Below are 24,342 nucleotides of genomic sequence, written 5' to 3'. Positions count from 1 at the left end.
CGATCCAGCGAGGAACTTAAAACTGACCGAGATATTCCCAACTGCTGTTGGTTGGATTGGGATCGGTTGGGTAAGGGAAATAACCGTACTTAGTCACTTTCAAGCGGTAGTAATGATAGCCGCCACGGAAAGCGTATTGATAAATATCGTTCACTTGACCACGCTGGCCATCACTGCCCCACACGCCCATCGCATCTTGTTGATACCACTCCAGTAACGAACGTTCAAAGCTTGCTAAATCACGATTTAATTCCGCAAGATAAGCTTGAATGGTGCTGTCGCTGCCGAGGTAAACCCAATCTAGGTTTGACTCTCCAAGCATCGGGAAAGCTTCCCCCTCTCCTGGGCGTTTTTGGATAAAGTAATGGTTTTCACCATCGATTTGCCCAACAAACACCGCATTTTGCGCCTTATCCCAAGTGGTTGAGGTACGCTCATCCCATGTCAATAAGCGAGATACACCAAAATAGCTTTGTACACGCGCTTCAATGCTCACACCAGCCGCTCTATTGAGCTTGATTGGGTTGAAAGCAAAGTTCACATAGCGATCTGCCGAACCTAGGTATTTCCAACCTTGATTACTGGTTTGATCGGCCGGGAATGCGCCAGCATCTACCATACGCATTACAAAGTAATCACGCATGCCCGTTTCTGGGTTCGGGTAGACATACAATGCCCCCGCTCGGCGCTCCGCTTTCGTCACGCCATTGTTTAGAACGCCACGCCCATAGTGTTCGGCCACAAAAGCATCAAACTCAGCGATCGTTGCAAAATCCGTGTTCAGCAGAGTTTCATTCTGTGCGAAGGTTGGTGTCATATCGACCACTTGGCTGTAACCGTACTCTTGGCCAATGATGATTGGGCCTTTGAGCTTATCCAGCGGCGGGTTCTGATCTGGCGTCATTCGAGTCAGTTCCGTATCCCCCTCTCGATCTGAACAGTGCAGACTCACTTGAGTGGGAACCCCATGCTCCATCGATAAATTGATGTGGAACTTGTTACTTTCATTGCCAGCGTGGCGAGAGGTACTCAATCGCACTTGTTCGCGGATCCCATCTGCAAATTCAACATCCAACTGACACTGGCCCTGAACCTGGTAAGTAGGACGCAACACTTCATCGCCACGAATAGCATAGCGCCACGTTTGGCCATTTTTATGCATCACACCTGCAACCTGTTCACAGTGATTACCAACGACAAATCCAGCTCCATCGTGATCATTTCCAGACTTATTGAGTGTACATAGGCTCACTTCACCGACATCGGCCGTCGGTGTGTAAGTCACCATTCCGCGACCATACTTGGAAAGCAATTCATACTCACCTTGTGCAGAAGTCATGTTCACGTTGATGTTCCATGTCACATCGCGTCCAACAGAACAACGGTCGGTACTGGGTTCAACCCCACCGACAAACTGCGATCTATCGCCATTGGCCGCTTGGAAAGTAAACTTACACAAACGTTGCTGCTCACCATCTATGCGTAATGTTTGCCAAATATCGCTATCGAGCTGTGCCTGAGTCAGGTTCGCCACCGCTTGCCAACCTTCCAACTGATAATCCCCTTGCTCTGGCTGCGGCAGCTCAAACACGTTGCCATAATTCGAGTAAATCAGAGGATAGATTTGGCTAGGGTTCTCATTCTGCGGATCGTAAATCCCCAATAAAGTAACTACGGGTACGCCCACTTGCTGCGGTTTCGGTGTATCGGTTTCTACCGCTTTATAACGTTGGGTACTCTGATCCCACTGCACATAACCGCTTGGGCTGTTGCTATCAAGGTTAAAACCGTTGTTCATCCAACGCTGTGCTTTGCGCGACTGAGCCGGATGCTCCAAGGTAAAGCGGCTGATGGTGCCAACGTACTCTTGTTCACCGCCATTTTGCGCATCACGCAGGAAACGGAACGCATCTTTAAACGGCGGTACAATATCGTCACCTTGCTGTTGGGTGTAAACGTCGCTTTTCCAGTGCAAGTTACCAATAAAACGTTGCTGGAACGCATCCCAACCCCAGCCAGATTCCATATCGTGAATCGACGCCATATATGGGTAGTGGCCAAGCCCATAGTTATGGCCCAGTTCATGGGACCATTCATTGCCGGTAGTATTTTGCAGGGTTACTTTACCGCCACCGCCACTGCCGCCATGAACCACAACTTGAGCTAAATCTGTACCTTCTTTGGTATACACCCCGACGTTGGTGTGTGCGGTAATGTGGTTGTAGCGGCGGTTGTATTGCTGCGAATAACCCGCACTACTCACAATGCCGACGTTGGCGTTGTTAACACCTGTAGAGACCAACGCTTTACCGATCGCTTCACGCATATCGCCGCTGTGCCAACCACCCGTACTCGCACTCTTATCGGTGTACACCACACCATTTGGCATAGTGACAACAGGGAAATAGGCAGGAGTGTAGTCAGCCATCACCAATTTAGACGCGGGTATTTTTTGGAAATAATCCGCGGCCAAAGTTGGAAGATTTTGAATCATCGTATTGCGGTTACGCGGTTGAGTCAGCATGCCCATGTCGATATTTTGAATCACCAACTCAGGCGCACCACCAAACTGGATGTCTCCTTGGCTGAGCACACCTTCACGGCCTAAGTTGTCGGTCAAGCGCAGTGAGAGCTCCGGCTTCATCCAATTCCATTGCAGCGGCAGTGACCAAGCGTGATGAGAGAACACCACCTTCATACGACCATTGTCCGGCTGATCCGAGGCTGCTAATGCACTAGGTGGTAGCATCAATGCGCTGTGAACTAATTCGCCATCGAGGAACACTTCGGCGCGAACTTGGTTAATTTCTTCCCCTTGTTGCGGGGTAAACAGCAGCATCGCTTCACGGTTCATGATCACGTCCAAATGACCTTGACCAGTTAACTCATTGCTATTCGGCGCGACTGATGTATGAGTTTGCGTAATACCCAACCCACCCTCTAAACTGCCTTGCAAATGGTTCGGGGTTGGGATCTCATCAGCAAAGCCGACTCGATCATCTTGAGCAGTAAAGCGCACTACCTTGGGCTCAGCACAATCCACTGGATTACACGAGTTCAACACCATCTCATATGATGTGCCTGGCTTAAGGTCACCGATAAAAAAGCCCGCAGAAACCGAATCATAGCGGCGAACATCCTTCGCATCACTCAAATTGGTTAAGGTGAGCTGAGTCTTATCGGCTTCATTTTGCCCAAGCCAGTCAAACGACACACCGACATCAGACAAACTCGAAACGGTTAACGAGGTAATCTCTGGCTTCACTAACGCACCACAATCAGAGGTTTCGGTACGATAGATGACATCACGTTGCCAGATGTAGCTACCATCGGCGCGCTTAGACCCGTGTGCCGCAGGAATGTATTCCACAAAGCATCCTTGCTCGTCCGATTCGTAAACACCAAATTCGCGGCTCATCAGATAAAAACCGCCGTCGTACACCATGAATTCCCAACTCTGATCGACAAAATCGATCACATTGCGATAAGGTGTATCATCGCCACTTTGATAAGGTATAAAGGGGAATTGCAGATCATTTTCGTAACTAAGCCGATAATCGAAGCCTTTATAGTGGATCCAACGCTCACCGTTGCGTTCAAACACCCCTTCTCCACGTTCGGCGGTCGCTTTAATCGATTCTAACCGCTCGACGATTTTTTCCCCGATCTGGATCAAGGTGAGCTCATTTTGCGCCCAAACGGGTGCGCTTCCCAGTAGCCCTGCTACCAGAAGCGTTAATGGTTTCTTATTCATCATTGGATTGCTCATTTTAGTTTATAGTGACGTGCCTGAATTTCAGCAGCAGCAACCCACGAAATCTGCGCTGGTTAAGCAACAATCGATTCCGGATATAGACAACTGGGTTACCGATTCATTATTAGTTACCTAATTTCATTTCGATAGAATCACTATGTCCGTAACGAGATAAGGGTTCCAACCCAATGAGGTTGACGTCTTGAAAGTGAGAATTCACGCGAAAAAGTGTGCAACAAAAATGCATGCAAACAATAAATAATTTTATTAAAATCAATCAGAAACAATGATACTTAAGAATATAACACGCACACCGAAAGAGAATGATTACGATTGTTCATGAGCATTGAGAGGATTAAGCGATCAACTTTTTTGGCAATTTTATCGCACAGATATTGACTAAACGGCAGCGTGTCAGTCGCGGTAAGAAAAGAGATTGTATATATGCAGACTGCGTAGGTTTTTATGAACACCTTTTTGCACAGCCTTCTGAACGTGAGATCTCCTGCATAAATAATGAAACATCACATACATAACAAATTAAAATGCGATATAGGTTTAATTTATTGACTGAGCAAATGGTTATCTTAGTTGCGATTTAACTATCCAATGAGAAAATTATGACACCGAAAATTTCATACCTTACCCTACTGGCACTGCTTTGCTCTCCCCTTACCAGTGCGCAGACAGAAAATAGTAACGCTGAGCAACCATCAAGCCATGTGACATGTCGCGCTCACAACCTGACTCTGAATTTAACCACCGATCAATATGCTTCTGAAACAAGTTGGGAAATAAAAAACAGCCTCTCACAGGTTATTTATGCGGGTAATAATTACTCAGACTCCACATCTTATAGCCAAGAAATATGCTTATCGGATGGTGAATATCAATTCACCATCCATGACAGTTATGGTGATGGTATTTGCTGTGGCTCTGGCAATGGTCTTTATTCCTTAGCCAAAGGCTCGGAAATACTGGCCTCTGGTGGAGAATTTCAATACAACCAATCAAACAGCTTATTACTTGGTGAATCAACACCTCCCGCTAACCATGACTATTATCAAGCCGCGATAGGAAAAACAGGTTTTGAACTAAAAACGGCCTTATACAACATCATAAAGAATCATAATAGCCGCGGTTATTCCGCAATTTGGACACTATTACAAAATGCAGACATAGATAACTACTATGAGAATGACGGTTCAATGTTAGATATCTATTCTGAGAAACCTGACAACAACGACAGTGTTAGTTTTACTAAAGTCAGCGATCAGTGTGGTCAGTATCGACGAGAAGGCGATTGTTACAATAGGGAACACTCATTTCCTAAAAGTTGGTTTGGGGGCAGCGTTGAGCCAATGAATTCCGACGGTCACCACTTGTTTGCCACTGATGGTTTTGTTAATGCAAAACGCAGTAACTGGCCATTTGGCGAAGTTGGTCATATCACTTATACCTCAAGTAATGGTTCAAAACTTGGCAGTGCAAGCAATACGCTAGGTTATAATGGCACCGTATTTGAGCCTATTGATGAATTTAAAGGTGATCTAGCGCGCGCCTATTTTTACATGGCAACCCGCTACGAGAACCGTATCGGCAGCTGGCAAGGAAATACTGACAACGCTGATGCCATACTTGATGGTACTAGTACCGTGGTTTTTGAAGCTTGGGCTCTGGCTATGCTAAAGCGTTGGCACCAAGAAGATCCTGTGAGTGCTAAAGAACGCCAGCGCAATGACGCCGTTTATCAATTTCAAGGTAACCGAAATCCCTATATCGATCATCCTGAATATGTAAGCCAAATTTGGGGTTATTAGGCTCTTTATTTTGGGTAAGTAGATAGGCGCGATAGTAGTGCCTATCTACTTGTTATTTATTGTTTATTGTTTATTGTTGGGAATTATCTGCTGGTATTAGCCTTTATAAATACAACCCGCCGTGCAGGTTTCTTTAATTTCAACTTTGCTGAGCAGTGGTAAGCTTGGCTTTAATTGTTGCCAAATCCATTTCGCAAGCACTTCACTGGTTGGGTTCTCTAACCCTTCAATGTCATTCAAGTAATAGTGATCTAAACGATCATAAATAGGTTTAAATATCGCTTTAATTTCAGAAAAATCAATCACCCAACCAGTATGAGGATCGACCTCACCTTCTACATACAGACGAACTAAAAAAGAGTGCCCATGTAAACGGCCGCACTTATGCCCTGCAGGTACATGAGGTAAGCGATGCGCGGCTTCAAACATAAACTCTTTGTATAATTCTGTTTTCATCTTGGTTCTCAAGCTTTTAAAAGAGAGGCAATACTAAGGAATATAGACTCACGAAACAAGTTTCTAGACAGCTTTGTTTACATTGCAAGACAGATGAAACAGTACAATTTATCACGGTGATACAACGGAAAATCCCACGCCTTTGAGTGATATTTTAAGCATTAATAGGGAATCATGACGTGCCACATCACATTTGTTAAACCTATAATATGTATAGGGTCACACTCCAAAGACTACAACTTTTGCACTAGTGCATATTAACGCTATATTTACACTGTCACCCTCTCAATAATAATAAAATTATCATGAACTCAACAATTACGTCTAAATTGCTACTTACGCTCATCACCGTTTTTGCTTTTGTATTAACGGTGTCAACGAGCTATCAATATATACAACAACGTGACCTTCTCAATTCGGTGTTGAGCGAGCAGTTACACGATAAAGCGAGTAACTACTTTGATAGCCTCAATATGATGATGTTGACTGGTACCATGGCTCAGAAAGAGACCTTACGCCAAAAGGCACTCGCGCAAGATGGTATTGAACAGGTGCGAGTATTACGTTCAGAGGCGGTCAGTAAACTTTATGGTCCTGGAAAAGAAAATCAACAGCCAATGGACGAGATAGATAAACGCGCACTGGCCGGGGAAACCGTCATTGAACCATTCAATGCTTCCTGGGGGAAAGGATTAGTCGTCGCCTTACCGATGAAATCAAGCCTAGATTACCGAGGCACAAACTGCGTATCTTGTCATATGGCGGAAGAAGGAACCGTTTTAGGAGCTATTCGTCTTGAATATAACCTGAGCCATGTAAACCAAATGATCAGTACTCACACTGTCATTGCCGTTATTATTATGGCTTCCATTGCCTTTATCGGATTTATGATCACGCTTTTTTTGATCCGCAAGATGATTGTTCGCCCTATCCAGCATACGTCACGATTCATGTGTGAAATCAGTAAGAGCAAAGATTTATCAAAACGGCTTATCAGCACCAAAAAAGATGAACTCGGACAACTCGCGGTCTCCATCAACTCTTTAATGGACACGGTTTCGGACAGTTTGGCAAAAGTGCAAGAGACCTCTCATTCGCTTGCCGATTCAGCAAACCAGTTAACCGACGTAGCACAAACAACCAACCAAGCGGCAAAAAATCAGCAGCGTGAAACCTCTGACGTTCAGCTCAATATTGAAGAGATGCAATCTCAACAACAGACGGTTAATCAAGCTACCGTTGATGCGTCAAAGCTTATCAAACATACCGCTAATGTCGCTCAACAAAGTGCACAGCAAGCACATACAGCTAGCGCAGATATCAAAGGTTTGGTAAGCGATATCGAGTCCGTGAAAGATAAAATTTCTGAACTTAATAATCAGACAGGGCTGGTTTCCTCCATTCTTGAAACGATTAAAAGTATCGCCGAACAAACTAATTTGCTGGCTTTAAACGCGGCGATTGAAGCAGCACGAGCGGGTGAACAAGGAAGAGGCTTTGCGGTCGTGGCCGATGAAGTGCGAAAACTCGCCTCACGAACAGCAGAAGCGACTGGAAACATTGAGAAAATCATCGCTCAATTCCAACGTGACAGTGAAACATCGCTCGCCTCAGTTGATTTGGTTTGCTCACATGCGCATCAACGTTCAAATGAAGTCGAAGTTTTATCTTCCGCAATGAGTAATGCCGTACAAGAGATGCAGCAGGTGCTTGATCATGCAAACAATATTCAAGATCAAACACGAACGACCACACAAGTCAGCCAAGAAATTCAAGGGAAGATCGAAGTCATTACTCGACATGCTGATGATACGTCTCAATCGGCAACGCAAACCCGAGAAATCAGCGTCAATTTAAAACAGCTATCGCAGCGCTTAGAAACATTGATGAATCAATTTACGCTTTCTGCTAAGAATTCGGCCACGAATCGACAATAAAGGTTGATGCGAACGAATTGACAGGTAATATGTGCCATTGAATTAAAAAGTAATAAGCAACCCAATGTTTCGCTTGTTTTTTGTCCACTTTATAGAGTGAGAATACCTTTGAACATTGGGTTGAATTTTTACCTCAATGGAGACTATATCAAACATGACTTACGCGCCTGTAACAGACGTATTGAGCGGTAAGCTGGCCGTTGACAGTAAAGTGACTGTCCGAGGCTGGATTCGTTCTCGTCGTGATTCCAAAGCTGGAATCTCTTTTCTTGCCATTTATGACGGCTCTTGTTTCGACCCGATTCAGGCCGTGGTCCCTAATAATCTGAATAATTACAATGACGAAGTGCTAAAGCTCACTACTGGCTGCTCTGTCGAAGTAACAGGTAAGATTGTTGAGTCCCCTGCTTCTGGTCAAGCATTTGAACTTGCAGCAACTGAGGTGAAGGTTGTTGGCTGGGTTGAAGATGCTGAAACCTACCCAATGGCAAAAACTCGCCATTCAATTGAATATCTTCGTGAAGTGGCGCATCTTCGCCCACGCACCAACGTGATTGGCGCAGTGGCTCGTGTACGCAACTCCCTTTCTCAAGCCATCCACCGCTTTTACCACGAGCAAGGTTATTTCTGGATGTCAGCGCCGCTGATTACCGCTTCTGATGCAGAAGGTGCGGGTGAAATGTTCCGTGTTTCAACGCTGGATTTCGCTAACCTTCCTCGTACTGAGCAAGGCAATGTCGATTTCAATGAAGACTTCTTCGGCAAAGAGACATTTCTTACAGTTTCAGGACAGTTAAATGCCGAAGCGTATGCTTGTGCATTAAGCAAAGTGTACACTTTTGGCCCAACGTTCCGTGCTGAAAATTCAAACACGAGCCGCCACCTTGCAGAATTTTGGATGGTAGAGCCAGAAGTCGCGTTTGCTGATCTAAACGATGTCGCGAAACTGGCTGAAGATATGCTGAAGTATGTCTTCAAAGCTGTTCTTGAAGAACGTCGTGATGACCTTGAGTTTTTTGCTTCGCGTATCGACAAAGAGGCAATTACTCGTCTTGAGCAGTTCGTTAATTCAGATTTTGCGCAAGTAGACTATACCGATGCGGTGAAGATCCTAATCGATTCAGGTCGTAAGTTTGAATTTGATGTTGAATGGGGCATTGATCTTTCTTCTGAACACGAGCGCTTCCTTGCTGAAGAGCACTTCAAAGCGCCTGTGATCGTCAAGAACTACCCTAAAGACATCAAAGCATTTTACATGCGTCTAAACGACGATGGTAAAACTGTCGCTGCAATGGATGTTCTTGCCCCAGGTATTGGTGAAATCATCGGTGGCTCTCAACGTGAAGAACGTTTAGATGTTCTTGATGCGCGTATGATTGAAATGGGCATAGATCCTGAACACATGAGTTGGTATCGCGACTTACGTCGTTACGGTACTGTACCGCACGCGGGTTTCGGCCTTGGCTTTGAGCGCTTAGTATCCTACGTGACTGGTATGGGCAACGTGCGTGATGTAATTCCTTTCCCACGTACACCACGCTCTGCAAACTTCTAAAAATCAAACACGATTTTTGTAAAAACCACCGACGTTAAACCCGGTGGTTTTTTTATTTCCCCAACAATCAGTGTTCACTCTCAATAACAATAGAGTGAATTTCAAATAAACATGAGATCAAAATCACCTCAATTTCATCTTCCTTTGTTACATTTAGTTCAATTACATGATCATGTTCACTCTATTGTGCTATGCAACCGAGTTACATTAACCACGTATTCAGATCGATCCATGGCGAGAACTTATATGAAAAAAAATGATGTAGATAATTTGCAGTACAATGGTGAAACAAACGGTGTTCATGGCTGGATGACTCCTTCTGGTCAACCTTACTACTGGCATCCTGATTGGCTTCATATCGCAGAAGATGCTACTGGCTTAAAGCCTAAACAAGCGTTAGATGTGGCAGAAAATGAGCAAGCAACAAAAAAACATGCCGTGTCGGCTATTTTGAAGCATATCAATCAATGGGCTTCAGAAAAGCTCGCCGAACACCCTGAAATAGAAACCGAAGCCATCGAATCTCAAATTGGCTTAAAAAAGTAACTACTACGACTTGTTGGGAGCGTCTCAACAAGTCGGTTTCAACTAAAAATAAATGAAGATCTGATCTATAAGTGCCTCGATGAAGCTCGTTGCAATATTTCCTGCGCTATTTGATTGAGTGGTAGCACCGAACAAGCACCACCACGTTCGATTGCCTCTTTGGGCATACCAAAAACGATACAGCTTGCTTCATCTTGTGCAACTGTATAGGCACCGCTCTCTTTCAACTCATGCAAACCTCGTGCGCCATCATCTCCCATTCCCGTCAAAATAAAACCGACAGCGTTAGGGCCTACATGTTTTGCCGCTGAGCGAAAAAGTACATCGACTGATGGTTTATGCCTGTTAACTGCGGGGCCATCTTTGATTTCAACTTGATAATGTGCACCACTTCGATTCAGTTGCATGTGACGGCCACCTGGAGCGATCAATGCCAACCCCGGAAGAACTCGGTCGCCATTCTTTGCTTCCCTGACCTCTATTTGACAAAGCCCATTGAGCCGGTCAGCAAACATCGCAGTAAATTTTTCGGGCATATGTTGCACGATAACAATCCCCGGAGAGACTGCTGGCAATGCTGTTAAGATCGCTTCTAAAGCTTGTGTCCCACCTGTAGATGTGCCGATCACTACCACTTTTTGTGTGGTTTTCAATGTTAATGTCGGGTGATTCGGATTCGGCATTGTTTGCTGTACTTTCTTGAGTACATGAGGTTTGGGTTTAACAATATTTTCTAGCTTTGCTTGTGCAGCGGCGCGCACCGCACTTAACATTTCCTGCCGACTTTCTTGTAGAAAATCTTTCAACCCTGCTTTGGGTTTAGTGATAATCGTCAACGCACCCGCTTGCAATGCTTGCATAGTCACTTCCGCGCCACGTTCCGTCAGTGTAGAACAAATGATGACTGGCGTCGGATGCTCCGCCATCAGTTGCTTAAGAAACGTAATACCATCCATACGAGGCATTTCTACATCTAAAATAATCACATCTGGCCATTGAACAGCCATTTTTTTTTGAGCGAATATAGGATCAGAAGCGGGAGTAAGCACTTCAATATCAGGTTCATTACTCAACAAAGCGCTGATCACTTGCCGAACAACCGCGGAGTCATCCACGATTAATACTTTTATTTTTTTCATGTAATGCCTCTATAATTCGACACTCAATGGCTGATTAATAAGCTACCTCTCTTGCAGAAGATCGCCCATATTGAACCCAAACATCACCATTTTGGACATCAAAAAATACTTTACGATAACGCTTTCCACCCACATCATTGCGGCTTACTTGAAAACCGTGCTCTTTCAGTAACTGCATACCCAGTCGCACATTTTGTTGTGCAACATTTATCGAAGCGACTTTGCTGTAGTGATCTGCAAACATAGTGCTACCTCCAAATACTTTAACAACACATTCCTTAGGATTGATTTGATGTCGTCGGCACTGAAGGGAAAAGTACGCCACAACATCGCTAGCATAATAGCCTTCAGGTTGTTTGGCCTCTTCACCTAGGGCGGATCGCTGGCTCAACAGATAATGGCACATACCCACTAACTGCGTTTTTGGATGCCATAACGTAATGGCAACGCACGAACCCAGTAGCGTATGAATCCAACCTCTGTGATGACCAAAGAATATCTCGCCAGGCATCAAGTTCAGAGCCTCTGTTTTAGGTAAAAATTCGTTCGCCATTAATCACGAATCCCTCGTTTTTGATAGATAGACGGCTGCAGTAATTGTAAGTCATCGCAGTTGAGTCCATTTAATGTTTCTGAGTGGCCTATTAATAAAATACCGCCATTTTTTAATCGGTTCGTAACGTTACTGATGACTCTTTGTTTGGTATTTTGATCAAAATAAATCATCACATTACGTAAAAAAATAAGATCAAAGTGACCAAGTTCATCCAACTGATTTTGTAAGTTCGCTAATCCGAATTTCACTTTTTTCCTTAATGAATTAACGATTTTCAATGTGTCATGCTTGGTATCGATGCCTTTTCGGCAATACGTTTTGAGATAGGCTTTCGGTATATGTTCATGGCGTAGCATCGGATAAATACCCTGTGATGCAATTTGCAACACTTGACTATTGATATCGGTACCAACTATTTGCCATTCTCCTTGGTAACGGCTGTCTAATAACATTGCCAGAGAATAAGCCTCTTCACCTGTCGAGCTTGCTGCGCTCCAGCAACGGATCTGTTTTTTCCCCCATACAGTAAAGAGATGGTGCTGGATGTAAGCAAAATGGGCCTCTTCTCTGAAAAAGTACGTTTCATTGGTGGTCAGCAAATTGATGACTCGTTGCCGCTCAAGTTTGCGTACTTGCTGATCGCTAAATTTCGTCAAATACTCAAAATACTCCCGATATGAACTTATACCGAGCTCTCTTAAGCGCCCGCTTAAACGCCCAACCACCAACGCTTTCTTACTGGGTGTTAGTGCGATACCTGCAGATTGATATATCCAGCCACGATACAACTCAAAGTCTGCATCACTGATGATGGGCATTTGCTCCATGGCTGAATTCCCAAGTTGCTGAGATTTGTGCTTAACTTGCAAGTTCATTCTGCTCTTTGACCTGTTCCATCATGGCCAACTCTTCAACAGATAGGACTTTATCCTCCGCTAAAATAATGACAAACTCTTCATCGAATTGAGCCATACCACAAATAAATTCGGTCCGGATCTTGGTACCAAAATTAGGGGCAGGTCTCATAAACTTACTTGATATTTCAATGACTTCAGAAACACTGTCAACCATAACACCTAGGTCTTGACGCTGTTCTTCATTCGTCACTTCGATAATGACAACACAAGTCTTTTTATTCACTTCTTGCGGTTTAAGATAAAAACGCCGAGCTAGGTTGACGACAGGTACCACTTCACCACGCAAGTTAATAATGCCTTGAATGTAGTCAGGCATCATTGGCACCTGAGTTACTTTGCCATACTCTAATATTTCCTTAACATGCAAAATCGCAAAGGCGTACATTTCACCATTGAGCTGAAATGTTAAGTACTGTTGATCTTGTGCTAATTCTGTATTGGACTTAGCCAATATCATCGAGTTAGCCTCAACCGGGATAAGATTAGCCACATTCACCTCCAGCCACTAAAAGCGCACATACTCAGGTTCATCGTCCATAGAGACAAACTCAACATCTTTCTTCTGTTTAGGGCGTTGCTGCTCGTGGTGAACTGAAGATTTATTTGCTGCTTCACGGCGATTATTTTCTGTTTTGAAGAAGGTCATTAGTTGCTGGAGCTGCTGTGCTTGGCTACTCATCTCTTCAGAGGTCGACGCAAGCTCTTCTGATGCGGAAGCACTTTGTTGCGTGATACTGTTGAGCTGTTCCATCGCTTGGTTAATTTGTGTTGCTCCGGTCGCTTGTTCCATTGAAGCTGCGTTGATCTCTTGTACTAAATCGGATGTTCTTTGAATAGAAGGCACCATTTCATCCAGCAGTTTTCCGGCTTGTTCCGCTAAACCAACGCTATTTTTAGCGACCTCACCAATTTCTTGAGAAGCAACCTGACTGCGCTCTGCCAATTTTCGGACTTCTGCAGCCACCACTGCAAAACCTTTACCATGCTCGCCAGCTCTAGCAGCTTCGATTGCGGCGTTGAGCGCAAGTAAGTTAGTTTGATAAGCGATATCATCAATAATACCAATTTTCTCAGCTATCGATTTCATCGCTAACACGGTTTTAGCTACCGCTTCTCCACCTTCTTTCGCTTCTTTAGCCGCTTTACCTGCCATGCTATCGGTCACTTTCGCATTTTCAGTGTTTTGCGCGATTGAGGCTGACATTTGCTCTACCGACGAGGTAGTCTGTTCAACACTGGCCGCTTGTTCGCTCGCACCTTGACTTAAGTTCTGAGCGGTAGCTGAAACTTCTTCGGATGCCGAAGCCAATGCATTACTTGAGCTATTCACTTCACCTACGATGTCTGACAACTTGGCCACCATTTTTTGCATGGCTTCAAGCAAGCGACCCAATTCATCGCCTGACGTCGCTTCAATTTTACCTGTTAAATCACCCACAGCGAGTCGGTTAGCCAGCGACACTGCTTGCTCTAAAGGATTACAGATCCCACGGATCAAGGTAACCGCAAATCCAATACCAAACAGTAGCCCCAATATAATTGATCCAATGGCTATCATTTGTAGGTTGTCATAAAGCTCAACCTCATGGTTATAAACATTCTGCGCTTCATTAGATTGCAGCTGAATTAATGCATTTACTGTTTTTTCAACGGGTGCATAGAGTGGGCGTACTTTATCAACTGCAAGGCGAGTCGCTTCATCAATGTCTAAACGTCGCAAAGCATCAATGGTGGGCTGTAGAGCTTGCTCAACAAAGACTTTATTTTGTTCTTCAAATTGTGTTGCTAATTCAGCCTCCTCCTTGGTTAATTTAGTTAACTTGTATTTGCCCCATTTGTCATCAATCACTTTGAGGTGGTTCTCAACCGTCTCAATCTGAGCACGAATAATATCCGCTTCTGGGTACAGTTGTGAGAAAGCCAGCGCTATACGATTGCTCAGAAGACGAGATTTAATGTCACCGATAGACAGTGCTGGTACGGTTCGGTCATAGTAGACCGTTTCTAGCCCATGCAGTGTTTTTTGCATGCCATAAAGCCCGAGTGATCCGACCACAATGAGTAACAAACTTAAGATGCCAACTAGCATACTTAGTTTGAATTTAACTGAAATATTTTTAAACATAGCCTATTCCTTTCTGACGATGTAATTGAGCCAAATTAGTGCATTGCCAATAAGCGATGCTTCGACTCTTCCTTCATAATATGTTGCGATAAACTGGCGATATCTAAGATAAGAGCAATATCCCCGCTGCCCAAAATAGTCGAACCGCTGATTCCTTTAACCCGTGAAAATATCGGCCCAAGTGGCTTAATTACGGTTTGTAATTCCCCCAACAAATTATCCACGATCAAACCAGCACTTTGCCCTGCACTACTGACCACCACCACATTTTGGCGTTTTGAGCGACGCGCAGTGAGGTTAAATTGCACTCTTAAATCAATTAAAGGCAGCACTTGTCCCCTGAGATTAATATAAGGTTTGCCTTGGCCATCTTTGAGCCACTGGTCATCAAGTTCGACGCATTCTTGAACGGCATCCAATGGCACAACGAAGGTTTCGCTACTCACTTCAATTAGGAAACCATCAATGATCGCGAGTGTGAGCGGCAATACAATGCGGATAGTTGTTCCTCGATTAAGTAGGCTGTGAATCTCTACTCGACCTCGCAAATCAGTAATATTTCGCTTCACTACGTCCATACCGACACCGCGTCCTGAAATATTGGAAACCTGCTGGGCCGTTGAAAAGCCGGGCTCAAAAATGAGCTGAAAAATCTCGTCATCGCTCACGAGTTGGTTTTCATCAAGTAGCCCTTTTTCAATCGCTTTTGCGCGCAATTTTTCGCTGTTGAGCCCTTTTCCGTCATCGCTCACATCGATCACTATATTGCCTGAGTCATGGTAAGCATTGAGCGTGATGGTGCCGTGAGAAGGTTTACCATTTGCGACACGCTCTTCCTCTGTTTCAATGCCGTGGTCAATCGCATTGCGCACTAAATGCATTAAAGGATCGCCAATTTTTTCAATCACTGATTTATCTAATTCGGTATCCGCACCGGTAATCGTGAGATGAATACTTTTGTTTAGCTCCTTCGCCATATCACGAACAACGCGTTGAAAACGGGCAAATGTCGCACCGATAGCCACCATTCTAAGCTGTAGTGCCGCGTCTCTGACTTCTTCGAGAAGGCCATTGAGCCGTGCAACAGATTCAATCATTACATTTTCGCCAATTAGCTCCGCCTGTAATGCACTGCCGGCACCTGCGGTGACCAATTCCCCGACTAAATTAATTAAGGTATCTAACTTTTCAGCATCCACTCGCAAGCTTTTTTGCTCTTTGGTTAGCGCCTCTCGGGCTTTACTTTGTTTATCGACCGCCGCATTGAGTACGGGTGCTAATTGAGCATCAGCCTGAGTGATAATTTCGCCTATGGGTATCGCGTCCGAACTCGCTTCTCGCCGCTCACTTTGTTGCTGCAATGCACGCTTCAATTCAGTCTCAGTGAGCGCGCCACAACGAACTAATATTTCGCCAATTCTATAATTTTCATCGGGCATTGATTGAATGTGATCAATGAAGTCACCCACTTTGGCGCTGGGTGGAAAGATGCGAACGTCACCTTCTTCACGAATGAATTCAAACACGTCTTCGATTTGTTGTTTAGATGCCGGCGAATAGAAACGCAGTTCAAAACCCAAATAACAACATTCCGGATCAAAGTTGTGCCAATCAGGTAATTTTCGGTCGACAGCCTCGATATAAATAACCTCTCCCAGCGTAGTTAAATAAGAAAGAAAAGAGAGCGGATCCATACCATCTTGGAATGCATGAAGCGGGAAAGTTAAAGAGATATGCCAGCAGAAATTATCGAGTGCGGTGTGATCAGGTTCAGATTCCGTGGTTGGTGAATGACTTTCTGGTTCAGATTGACCTAAAAACTCAGACAATCGGGCCCCTAAGCGCTGTCCGGTAACGTCATCTTCTGATGACTCTTGCCCCGTTTGAGCATCATCAATCAAGCTCACCATGTGATCGCGGCACTCAAGCAACAAGGAAATATGCTTTTCATGCAGCTTAAGTTGTTCTGAGCGCAATAAATCAAGCAAGCTTTCTACTTTATGAGTAAAACGAACGATCTCATTTAAGTTAAATATCCCTGCTGAGCCTTTTACAGTATGCGCTGCTCGGAAAATTGCGTTTAATCGCTCATTTAAGCCATCAAGATTCCCGCTATCCAGTTCAAGAAGGTCAGATTCCATCCCTTCAAGCAACTCCCTACTCTCATTAAAATAAGTTTGGAGCGCCGCAGCCATCATTTCGTCCATAGTATCTCCCTGGGGCTTCGTCATTAGCTTGTCACTTTGTCTTATTGTGAACTAGAAAGAACGATAGGGTCATGAAACCATCCCACTAGCCCCAGTTTACCCAGCACATCCACCACGACTTCACTGTGATGAATCAGTTCACATCCCTGCTCTATTCTTGCTTTTTTAAATGCCATCAACACTTGTACGCAGCTGCTGTCCAGAGCAGTGACTTGGGAAAGTTCAATGGCGATCTTCTCGCTATGAGACACAAAAGGGGTCAGCTGCTCAAACAAATTTCGAGCCTCATAAATCGTCAGTTCACCGTCAAGTTTTAACATTAATTGCTCAGCGGTTTGGTGTGGAGTCAGCATAATCCCCCCTTAGGCTTGGATCAGTTTTGCTACGGCGGCAAGCATCTGTTCAGGTGCAAAGGGTTTCACAACCCAAGCTTTCGCACCCGCAGCACGACCCTGTTCTTTCTTCGATGCCTCAGATTCAGTTGTGAGCATAATCACCGGCGTAAATTTTGTGTCTGGCCTTTGCTTCAGCTCTTTAAGTAAGGTAATGCCATCCATATTCGGCATATTTACGTCGCTGATGACCAAATGAACACGATTCCCGGCCAATTTGGATAATGCATCTTTACCATCATGAGCTTCGATCGTCTGATAGCCTGCTCCTTTTAAGGTCATACTCACAACCTGCCGAATTGAAGCCGAATCATCTACAACAAGTACCGTTTTGTTCATCACAGAGTTCCTCATTTATTCATTTACGGTTCTCAAAAGAAAGTAATGTCCGTGCTAGTCACCTTGCTTTTCACCTCAGTAACCTTGCCTTTGTGGCTTTCATGTTGTTCTATCATGGTGTAGTTCTTGGTCATTTTTTCCAGCCATTTTTGCGGGGATAATTCGCCTGCGATCGCATGATTGCTGTCTTGTTTGAGCAGCTCTAATGAGTCACTGAGTTCTTTGAGATTGGTGCTGATTTGCTCTAATATTTGGCTTACTCGGTCTTGAAATTGCAATTTCACAATCACACTACTGATTGTTTCCTTCACCGAAAATGCATCTTCTTTTAACCGCTCAGACTGTTGCTGTAAGGTTTGTGCCATATCTTGGAAGTGGTTAATGACATAATCGATACGCTGCTCGGTTTGTTCCATTTGTTCACTCTCAGCCGCAATAGCCATTTCAGCCGTCTTAAATGTAGTATTAATCGCATCACTGACAACGTTCACTTTCTCCGTCATGCTGCTAGCGATTTCCCTTGAACGCTGTGAAAGGTTACGCACTTCATCGGCCACCACTGCAAAACCTCGACCTGCCTCTCCTGCTCTGGCTGACTCAATGGCAGCATTAAGTGCTAATAAGTTGGTTTTTTCAGCAATGCCCACCACATCGGTTGCCATTTTTTTTAAATCGACTGTGTATTGATCAAGGCTGCGCATTTCATCAAGCATATGCTCTCTTGTCTTTTGGCTTTCTCTAAGCTCATCAACCGCTTTAGAAAGCATGGCTCGACAACGCTCAATTTCGCTCATTAAATTACGCTCATCTTTTAAGGTTGAACCTTGCGAGAAGGAGAGTGCTTGTGAAAGCTGCGTGACAAGATCACCAAATTGCTGGCTCAGTTGAGTAACAGAATCGGTAAGTTGCACATTAGCTAAATCAATATGACGAGACCACACTGGCAGAGATTGAGCAAAGAGAGGCTCTAAAGAATGATATCCATCCAGTTGGATCTCTTGTGTTTGAGAAAGGTGTTCAATCGTCTTTTTTTGAGCTTTGACTTGGGAAATGAAGGATTCGTAATTCCAAATGGCATAGCTAACACTAGCAAAAGTAACAAATAATAGAGCCCAAACACCAAAATGTGTTGGCTGTGGCATAAGAGCAACTATCGACAATAGCACTAAGGGCACGTAAACACGTACCAGCCTAATGAGGAGCATGATTTATTATCCTTTAGCCATAAAACACTGACGAAAGCTATGACGTTATGTAAGAAGTTGTTATGCAACGCCTGGAGCTCATAACTAAAGATAGGAAAGCTTGGAGGAATCTGCAATGTAGTCGGTAGATGTAATTTTACTTTTGTTGTGTTAGGTGTACTAATTCAGACCTGATCTGACAGTTACCCATATTTGACTCGGTGCCTGTCAGATTATATCTGGGCTAGATTCTTTTCAGCCCAGATTGATTTCCCATCTTCTAATGTCTCTATTGGCGTTCTGCCACAGCACATTTTTCCTTGATGAGTACGATGATTGTTGTAGTAGTTCGTCCAGATCTTTCTGCAACTCTTCCACCGAGCATATAGTTTCTTTCTGAAGGTGACTTGGTAAAACTCATTTAATATCGTCTTGTGGAAGCGTTCGCAGATGCCATTCGTTTGCGGAGACATCGCTTTGGTTTTCGTATGATCGATATCGTTTATAGCGAGGTAAAGCTGATAGTCATGTTGCTCAATTCAGCCGCAGTATTCGGTACCTCTGTCTGTGTGTATTCGCAGCATTGGTAGCTCATGCGCTTCGAAGAACGGTAGCACTTTGTCATTCAGCATATCGGCAGCGGTAATAGGGGTTTTCGTGGTGTATAGCTTAGCGAAGGCAACTTTACTATAGGTATCCACGAAGGTTTGTTGGTAAATACGTCCAACGCCCTTCAGGTTACCCACATAGAAAGTATCCTGAGAGCCTAAACAGCCTGGATGAGCCGTTTCTATCTCACCACACGCTTCATCGTCATGCTTTTTACGCTCTAGAGCAGCCACTTGCTCATCGGTTAAAATGATTCCGTCCTCATTAACCTTTTTCTCCAAAGCGATAAGTCTCTTTTTGAAGTTCTCAAGATCGTTCCTAAGCCAGATCGACCGGACACCACTTGGCGAGATAAATACGCCTAGCTTACGCAGTTCATTCCTTGTTCTCACTTGCCCGTGTGCAGGGAAATCAAGAGCGTACTTTAAAACCGCTTGCTCAGTTTGACTGTCGACTCGATTCTTAAGGTTTGGTGCTCTTCGGCTTTGGTTAATGAGTGCATCAACTCCACCAGTTTCAACCAATTCCTGATAACGGTAGAAAGTGTCACGTGATACGCCCATAACCTTACAGGCTCTAGATACATTGCCAAGTTCTTCTGCAAGATTGAGAAGACCAGCTTTGTGTTTAATGATTGGATTGCTAGTATGAAGCATGAGAGTTACCTCTTAGTTTCTTTGATTTCGGATTAAGCACCTTTAATCAAAGTGGGTAACTCTCTTCATTTCAAATCGAAGTGTCAGATCTAGTCGGAACTAATACATGTTAGGTAATTTTAAACAGTCCACTCTTATCAGTCAGAGTAACGATTGACTTTCGTTAAGTTCGGCTCAGTTAGTACCTTGAGCTAAATAATGGGTGTTCTATTTGCACGCTATTCCATTCGCAAACACTAGAACACCCGTTTAAATTTCACTTGATCTATACGTTGATTATTAGATACATCATAAAGTTACAGTTTGCTTTTGGTGAAGCGCATTCATCACCAACGCTTTGTTTACTAAATAATCGTTTAAACCCGCTTTACGTAGCTCACATGATGGGCAATCGCCACAACCATCACCAATAATACCGTTATAACAAGTCAGTGTTTCGTGTCTTATGAGTTCGAGAGCATCATGTTGATCCGCCAATGCCCAAGTTTCTGCTTTGTTTAGCCACATTAAAGGAGTACGAATGTTGAATGGGCGATCCATCCCTTGCACCAAAGCACTGTTCATCGCTTTAACAAAATCATTTCGGCAATCCGGATAGCCAGAAAAGTCTGTTTCACAAACACCAGTAATCACCTCATCTGCACCTATTTGATACGCGTAAATACCCGCAAGGGTCAAAAACAGAATGTTACGCCCCGGCACAAACGAGTTCGGTAACCCATTCTCTTGTAACTCGTGTGATACTGGAATATCGTCACGAGTGAGTGAACTGATCGCCAACTCATTGAGTAAGCTTACATCCATGACTTTATGTGCAACTACACCTAACTTTTTCGCTAAGGTGCTGGCAACCTCAATCTCGAGTTTATGGCGTTGGCCATAATCAAAGGTGATAGCGTGCACTTCATCAAACTCTTTTAATGCCTGAACCAAACAGGTTGTTGAATCTTGGCCACCACTAAATACCACAACGGCTTTTTTCATTTTTCTCTCCTCAGGCAATACTTAAATATTTATGCGTTTGAATCGATAAACGCCAGTTCCTCGCAATGCATGTTTCAATGCACAATTGGGTTGCCCGCTCTTTCTGACTAATAGGCTGTAAAGCAATCACTGTTGAATCAGGAACTTGCGCTCGCAGCAATAACGCATCTAGCTGTTCAATATCTTTAGCCGTTGCGACGGGGTGCTTGATCTCATTTGCTCTTAACAGAGCTGAATCGAGTACAGGCAGTTTGCCCTTCATTGCAATTTTTGGTGACACTGTCACCCATGTATTTGCCGAGGTTTGAACCGGGAATGTGCCGCTGGTTTCAATTTGAATGTGACATCCGATTGCCTCAAATGCTTGCGCAAGTGGACGCAGATCATAAATACATGGTTCACCGCCCGTAATTACAATATGTTTAGCATGATAACCCTGTGTTTTATAGAGCGACACTATCTCTTCTGCACTGACTGAGCACCAAGTTGGGCTATCTTGGGTTTTGGCTAGCACGTCATTGATTGGGCGTTCATCTTGCGGCGTTGCATCCCACGTCTGCTTTGTATCGCACCAAGCGCATCCCACTGGGCATTCTTGCAAACGAATAAAAACCGCAGGAACGCCGGTATGCACGCCTTCACCTTGAATGGTCTCAAACATTTCATTAATTTTGTACAACGTAAACTCAGCCTAACTCAATATCAAAAAATGCAGGTCGCTGACCTTAATAGATGCCTTGCCTTAGGTCAAACTAAACCCATCACGTGCGTAAAAATTTGACTAAATCAGTGGCGATCATATCTCAACTTGCATAAGCTGCTGGCTTTCTTCTTCACTTAATTTAGGTAAGTCATGTATAAACTCATCGCTTTAGATATGGACGGTACTCTTCTCAATAGCCAAAAACAGATCACAGCCAGAACAAAACAGGCTATAGCCAAAGCTCGTGAAAAAGGCGTAAAAGTGGTGCTGGCGTCTGGACGTCCCATTGATGGCATGCGCGATAAGTTGCAAGAACTGCATTTAAACTCAAATGAGGATTTTGTCCTTTACTACAACGGCTCAATGGTTCAAAACATTGGCAGTGGTGAAATTATTCATCACAAAATTATCGATGGCCGCTCTGCAAAATTAGTCGCTAACCTTGCTAACCAACTTAACGTGAATACGCACGCCTTTAGCCAAGTTCATGGTCTGATCACGCCTAAAATCAGTGAATATACCGAGCTTGAAGCAAGAATCAACGGACTGCCGATCACGGAAATGGATTTTGAACAGCTTGAAGATGATCATCCCATCATCAAAGCAATGATTGTGGCAGAGCCGAGCTTGCTACAGAAAGCCATTGAACAACTTCCTCCGGAACTTTATCAGCAGTTTACTATTGTACAAAGTGCACCATTCTTTCTTGAATTCTTAAACACACAGAGTAATAAAGGCGTCGGTGTCAAAGCGATTGCCGAGCACTTGGGGATCGAGGCTAAACACATTATTTGTATGGGAGATGCTGAAAATGATCATCACATGCTGCAATACGCAGGACTTGGAATTGCAATGGCAAATGCGATGGAACAAACGAAGCAGCTAGCCGACTATATTACACTCAGTAACGACGACGATGGTGTGGCAGTTGCTATAGAAAAATTTGTACTCGGTGAGTCTCACGAATAGGCATTAAAGACGCCTCAGTCGAGGCGTCTTTAATCGGGATGTTGACTAAACAACCAGGTTAAGCACGGCATTTTCTCATGGACCATGCAAAGATGAGCATGAGTATTGGCAAGCGGAGCGTCTCAACCATCAAAGAGAAAATACTGCTGTATGAAACGAGCGTGGCACCAAATAACACCACTTGATTGAGTGCTAATAACAAAATGATCAGCAGCCACATTCGTTGAAGAGTGATGTGTAGTGGTTCAGTGCTCTTTGTCATAACTAAAGCCGATGCCGTCAGCAAAATGGCTAACCAAGCGGTGAAACTAGGCAAGGGCCAGATCATAGCCAGCAGTGCAACCGTGATCGTTAAACCCCACCATACCCCACGCGAACCCAGCAGTGTTCTGACGTCGGTATAAGATTGTTCATCTAAACGAACAATATGCCACGCGACCAGAGCGCCCAACAATCCACCTATCACCATATCGCTGATGAAGGCTTCCCCAATATAGAATTTGGCCAACATTAATAGCCCCATCAACACGATAAAACCCACAAACATTCGGTTGAAATCGAGATGATCAAAAGCTCGCAATAGTGATATCCCTACACCAAACCAAACTGCAATCGGTAAACTTGGAAAACCGTACCCGTAACTTTGGCAAAGTTCCAACAATGGTATATAGGCATGGGGTCTTGGTAATGCAAATCCTTGCTGAGCGACTAATGACAACAATGAACTCACGGTAACCACAAAAAATATCTTATAAACAGACTCTTTACCCAGATAACAGGCAATCACTGGAAACAAAACTATCAGCAATAAAGGATCCGTCAATTTGGTGATCCATACTGCGATTTGATAAATCGACGAACTCAGCGTATACGGCCATTCCGCGACCGTATTCTGCAATTTCATCATCCAGCCTAATTCGATTTGGTGAAACCGAGGCGCAGCAGAAACCAGATTCTCTACATAAATCACGGGTTGGCTATCCGCTTCTTGATACATGGTTTTGATCCGATCCCATTGCTCAGGGTAACGATACTGACTTGCATCAATACGATACGGATCGATCAGCATTGCGCTAGCAACCTCGACACCATAATGAGGAGCAAACCAAATAGGCAACTCATGTCCATTACGGCTATTTTTTGACTCAAAAGCAATCACATCGGAATCACTGCGACAGCTGTAAACGACAGCCGTATCCGTATACCCCAACATGCGCCCTACCGTTACAACAAGGCCCGTTTCTTCCCATGTTTCTCTTTGCGCGGCCAATTCTGGAGATTCACCGGGAGATATCGTCCCTCCTGGCAATGAAATCTGCTTGGTGATCACCTCGTTAACGAGCACGATCTTATGATCGGCTTTAACTAGGCATAGAGCACCACGAATATTATCTGGTAGCGTTACGGGTTGTTGAGCGACACCAACACTTGACCAGAACAACGACAGCAAACAGACACTCAACAATGAAAACTGTTTTAACACATTAAAAATCC

Annotated in this window: 19 protein-coding genes and 1 pseudogene; 5 read left to right on the top strand and 15 right to left on the bottom strand. The window is 44.2% G+C overall.

What is annotated here, in order from left to right:
- Positions 1-16: 16 nt before the first annotated feature.
- A complete protein-coding gene (locus tag AACT42_RS05200) occupies positions 17-3,754 on the bottom strand; it encodes a M66 family metalloprotease (RefSeq protein WP_161441923.1) in 3,738 nt (1,245 codons plus the stop codon).
- A gap of 620 nt (positions 3,755-4,374) precedes the next feature.
- Here AACT42_RS05200 and AACT42_RS05195 point away from each other — a divergent pair.
- The gene (locus tag AACT42_RS05195; protein WP_094134087.1) at positions 4,375-5,574 is read left to right on the top strand and encodes an HNH endonuclease signature motif containing protein; all 1,200 of its coding nucleotides are present in this window, start codon (positions 4,375-4,377) and stop codon (positions 5,572-5,574) included.
- Positions 5,575-5,670: 96 nt separating this feature from the next.
- Here AACT42_RS05195 and queD read toward each other — a convergent pair whose 3' ends face one another.
- Entirely contained in the window at positions 5,671-6,030 is a 360-nt protein-coding gene (gene queD / locus AACT42_RS05190; RefSeq protein ID WP_010320709.1) for a 6-carboxytetrahydropterin synthase QueD, read from the bottom strand.
- A 305-nt stretch (positions 6,031-6,335) separates the two neighbouring features.
- Between queD and AACT42_RS05185 the strand changes: the two genes are divergently transcribed.
- The 3 genes from AACT42_RS05185 (at position 6,336) to AACT42_RS05175 (ending at position 10,068) form a co-directional block, all read left to right on the top strand.
- On the top strand, positions 6,336-7,967 hold the full coding sequence (locus AACT42_RS05185; protein WP_017048608.1) for a methyl-accepting chemotaxis protein: 1,632 nt from the start codon (positions 6,336-6,338) through the stop codon (positions 7,965-7,967).
- A 154-nt stretch (positions 7,968-8,121) separates the two neighbouring features.
- On the top strand, positions 8,122-9,522 hold the full coding sequence (asnS, locus tag AACT42_RS05180) for an asparagine--tRNA ligase (protein ID WP_029189815.1): 1,401 nt from the start codon (positions 8,122-8,124) through the stop codon (positions 9,520-9,522).
- Between the two features lie 246 nt (positions 9,523-9,768).
- On the top strand, positions 9,769-10,068 hold the full coding sequence (locus AACT42_RS05175; protein WP_017043621.1) for a hypothetical protein: 300 nt from the start codon (positions 9,769-9,771) through the stop codon (positions 10,066-10,068).
- Between the two features lie 65 nt (positions 10,069-10,133).
- On the opposite strand, the gene AACT42_RS05170 is transcribed toward AACT42_RS05175, so the two are convergent.
- The 12 genes and pseudogenes from AACT42_RS05170 to queE form a co-directional block, all read right to left on the bottom strand.
- On the bottom strand, positions 10,134-11,207 hold the full coding sequence (locus AACT42_RS05170; RefSeq protein WP_017044770.1) for a protein-glutamate methylesterase/protein-glutamine glutaminase: 1,074 nt from the start codon (positions 11,205-11,207) through the stop codon (positions 10,134-10,136).
- 34 nt (positions 11,208-11,241) lie between these two features.
- On the bottom strand, positions 11,242-11,760 hold the full coding sequence (locus AACT42_RS05165) for a chemotaxis protein CheD (protein WP_094134086.1): 519 nt from the start codon (positions 11,758-11,760) through the stop codon (positions 11,242-11,244).
- The gene (locus AACT42_RS05160; protein ID WP_094134085.1) at positions 11,760-12,638 is read right to left on the bottom strand and encodes a CheR family methyltransferase; all 879 of its coding nucleotides are present in this window, start codon (positions 12,636-12,638) and stop codon (positions 11,760-11,762) included. The genes AACT42_RS05165 and AACT42_RS05160 overlap by 1 nt, the downstream gene beginning before the upstream one ends.
- Positions 12,622-13,170, bottom strand: coding sequence for a chemotaxis protein CheW (locus AACT42_RS05155; protein WP_228209078.1), 549 nt, complete (start codon positions 13,168-13,170; stop codon positions 12,622-12,624). Before AACT42_RS05155 ends, AACT42_RS05160 begins: the two co-directional genes overlap by 17 nt.
- 15 nt (positions 13,171-13,185) lie before the next feature.
- On the bottom strand, positions 13,186-14,805 hold the full coding sequence (locus tag AACT42_RS05150; protein WP_017044773.1) for a methyl-accepting chemotaxis protein: 1,620 nt from the start codon (positions 14,803-14,805) through the stop codon (positions 13,186-13,188).
- A 35-nt stretch (positions 14,806-14,840) separates the two neighbouring features.
- Positions 14,841-17,036, bottom strand: coding sequence for a chemotaxis protein CheA (locus AACT42_RS05145; RefSeq protein WP_094134084.1), 2,196 nt, complete (start codon positions 17,034-17,036; stop codon positions 14,841-14,843).
- Between the two features lie 17 nt (positions 17,037-17,053).
- Positions 17,054-17,365, bottom strand: coding sequence for an STAS domain-containing protein (locus tag AACT42_RS05140; RefSeq protein ID WP_017043625.1), 312 nt, complete (start codon positions 17,363-17,365; stop codon positions 17,054-17,056).
- Positions 17,366-17,374: 9 nt separating this feature from the next.
- Positions 17,375-17,758 (bottom strand): response regulator, encoded by a 384-nt coding sequence (locus AACT42_RS05135; RefSeq protein WP_013856759.1) that lies wholly within the window; start codon positions 17,756-17,758, stop codon positions 17,375-17,377.
- 17 nt (positions 17,759-17,775) lie between these two features.
- Positions 17,776-18,948 carry a methyl-accepting chemotaxis protein gene (locus tag AACT42_RS05130; protein WP_013856758.1) on the bottom strand — a complete coding sequence of 391 codons (1,173 nt, stop codon included), beginning with the start codon at positions 18,946-18,948 and terminating at the stop codon, positions 17,776-17,778.
- 212 nt (positions 18,949-19,160) lie between these two features.
- Positions 19,161-20,192 (bottom strand): annotated as a pseudogene (locus AACT42_RS05125) (IS481 family transposase).
- Positions 20,193-20,480: 288 nt separating this feature from the next.
- Positions 20,481-21,176 carry a 7-cyano-7-deazaguanine synthase QueC gene (gene queC, locus AACT42_RS05120; RefSeq protein WP_176429046.1) on the bottom strand — a complete coding sequence of 232 codons (696 nt, stop codon included), beginning with the start codon at positions 21,174-21,176 and terminating at the stop codon, positions 20,481-20,483.
- A gap of 10 nt (positions 21,177-21,186) precedes the next feature.
- A complete protein-coding gene (gene queE, locus AACT42_RS05115; protein WP_094132065.1) occupies positions 21,187-21,855 on the bottom strand; it encodes a 7-carboxy-7-deazaguanine synthase QueE in 669 nt (222 codons plus the stop codon).
- A gap of 174 nt (positions 21,856-22,029) precedes the next feature.
- Here queE and yidA point away from each other — a divergent pair, with 174 nt between their 5' ends.
- A complete protein-coding gene (gene yidA / locus AACT42_RS05110) occupies positions 22,030-22,848 on the top strand; it encodes a sugar-phosphatase (protein ID WP_017046142.1) in 819 nt (272 codons plus the stop codon).
- A gap of 58 nt (positions 22,849-22,906) precedes the next feature.
- On the opposite strand, the gene AACT42_RS05105 is transcribed toward yidA, so the two are convergent.
- Positions 22,907-24,331 (bottom strand): bifunctional NUDIX hydrolase/phosphatase PAP2 family protein, encoded by a 1,425-nt coding sequence (locus AACT42_RS05105; RefSeq protein WP_094132066.1) that lies wholly within the window; start codon positions 24,329-24,331, stop codon positions 22,907-22,909.
- Between the last annotated feature and the right edge of the window lie 11 nt (positions 24,332-24,342).

Source organism: Vibrio sp. V15_P4S5T153, assembly GCF_963874485.1.
Classification (GTDB): Bacteria; Pseudomonadota; Gammaproteobacteria; order Enterobacterales; family Vibrionaceae; genus Vibrio; species Vibrio anguillarum.
The sequence above is the reverse complement of the archived record's forward strand: the minus strand, read 5'-3'. Positions and strand labels throughout refer to the sequence as shown.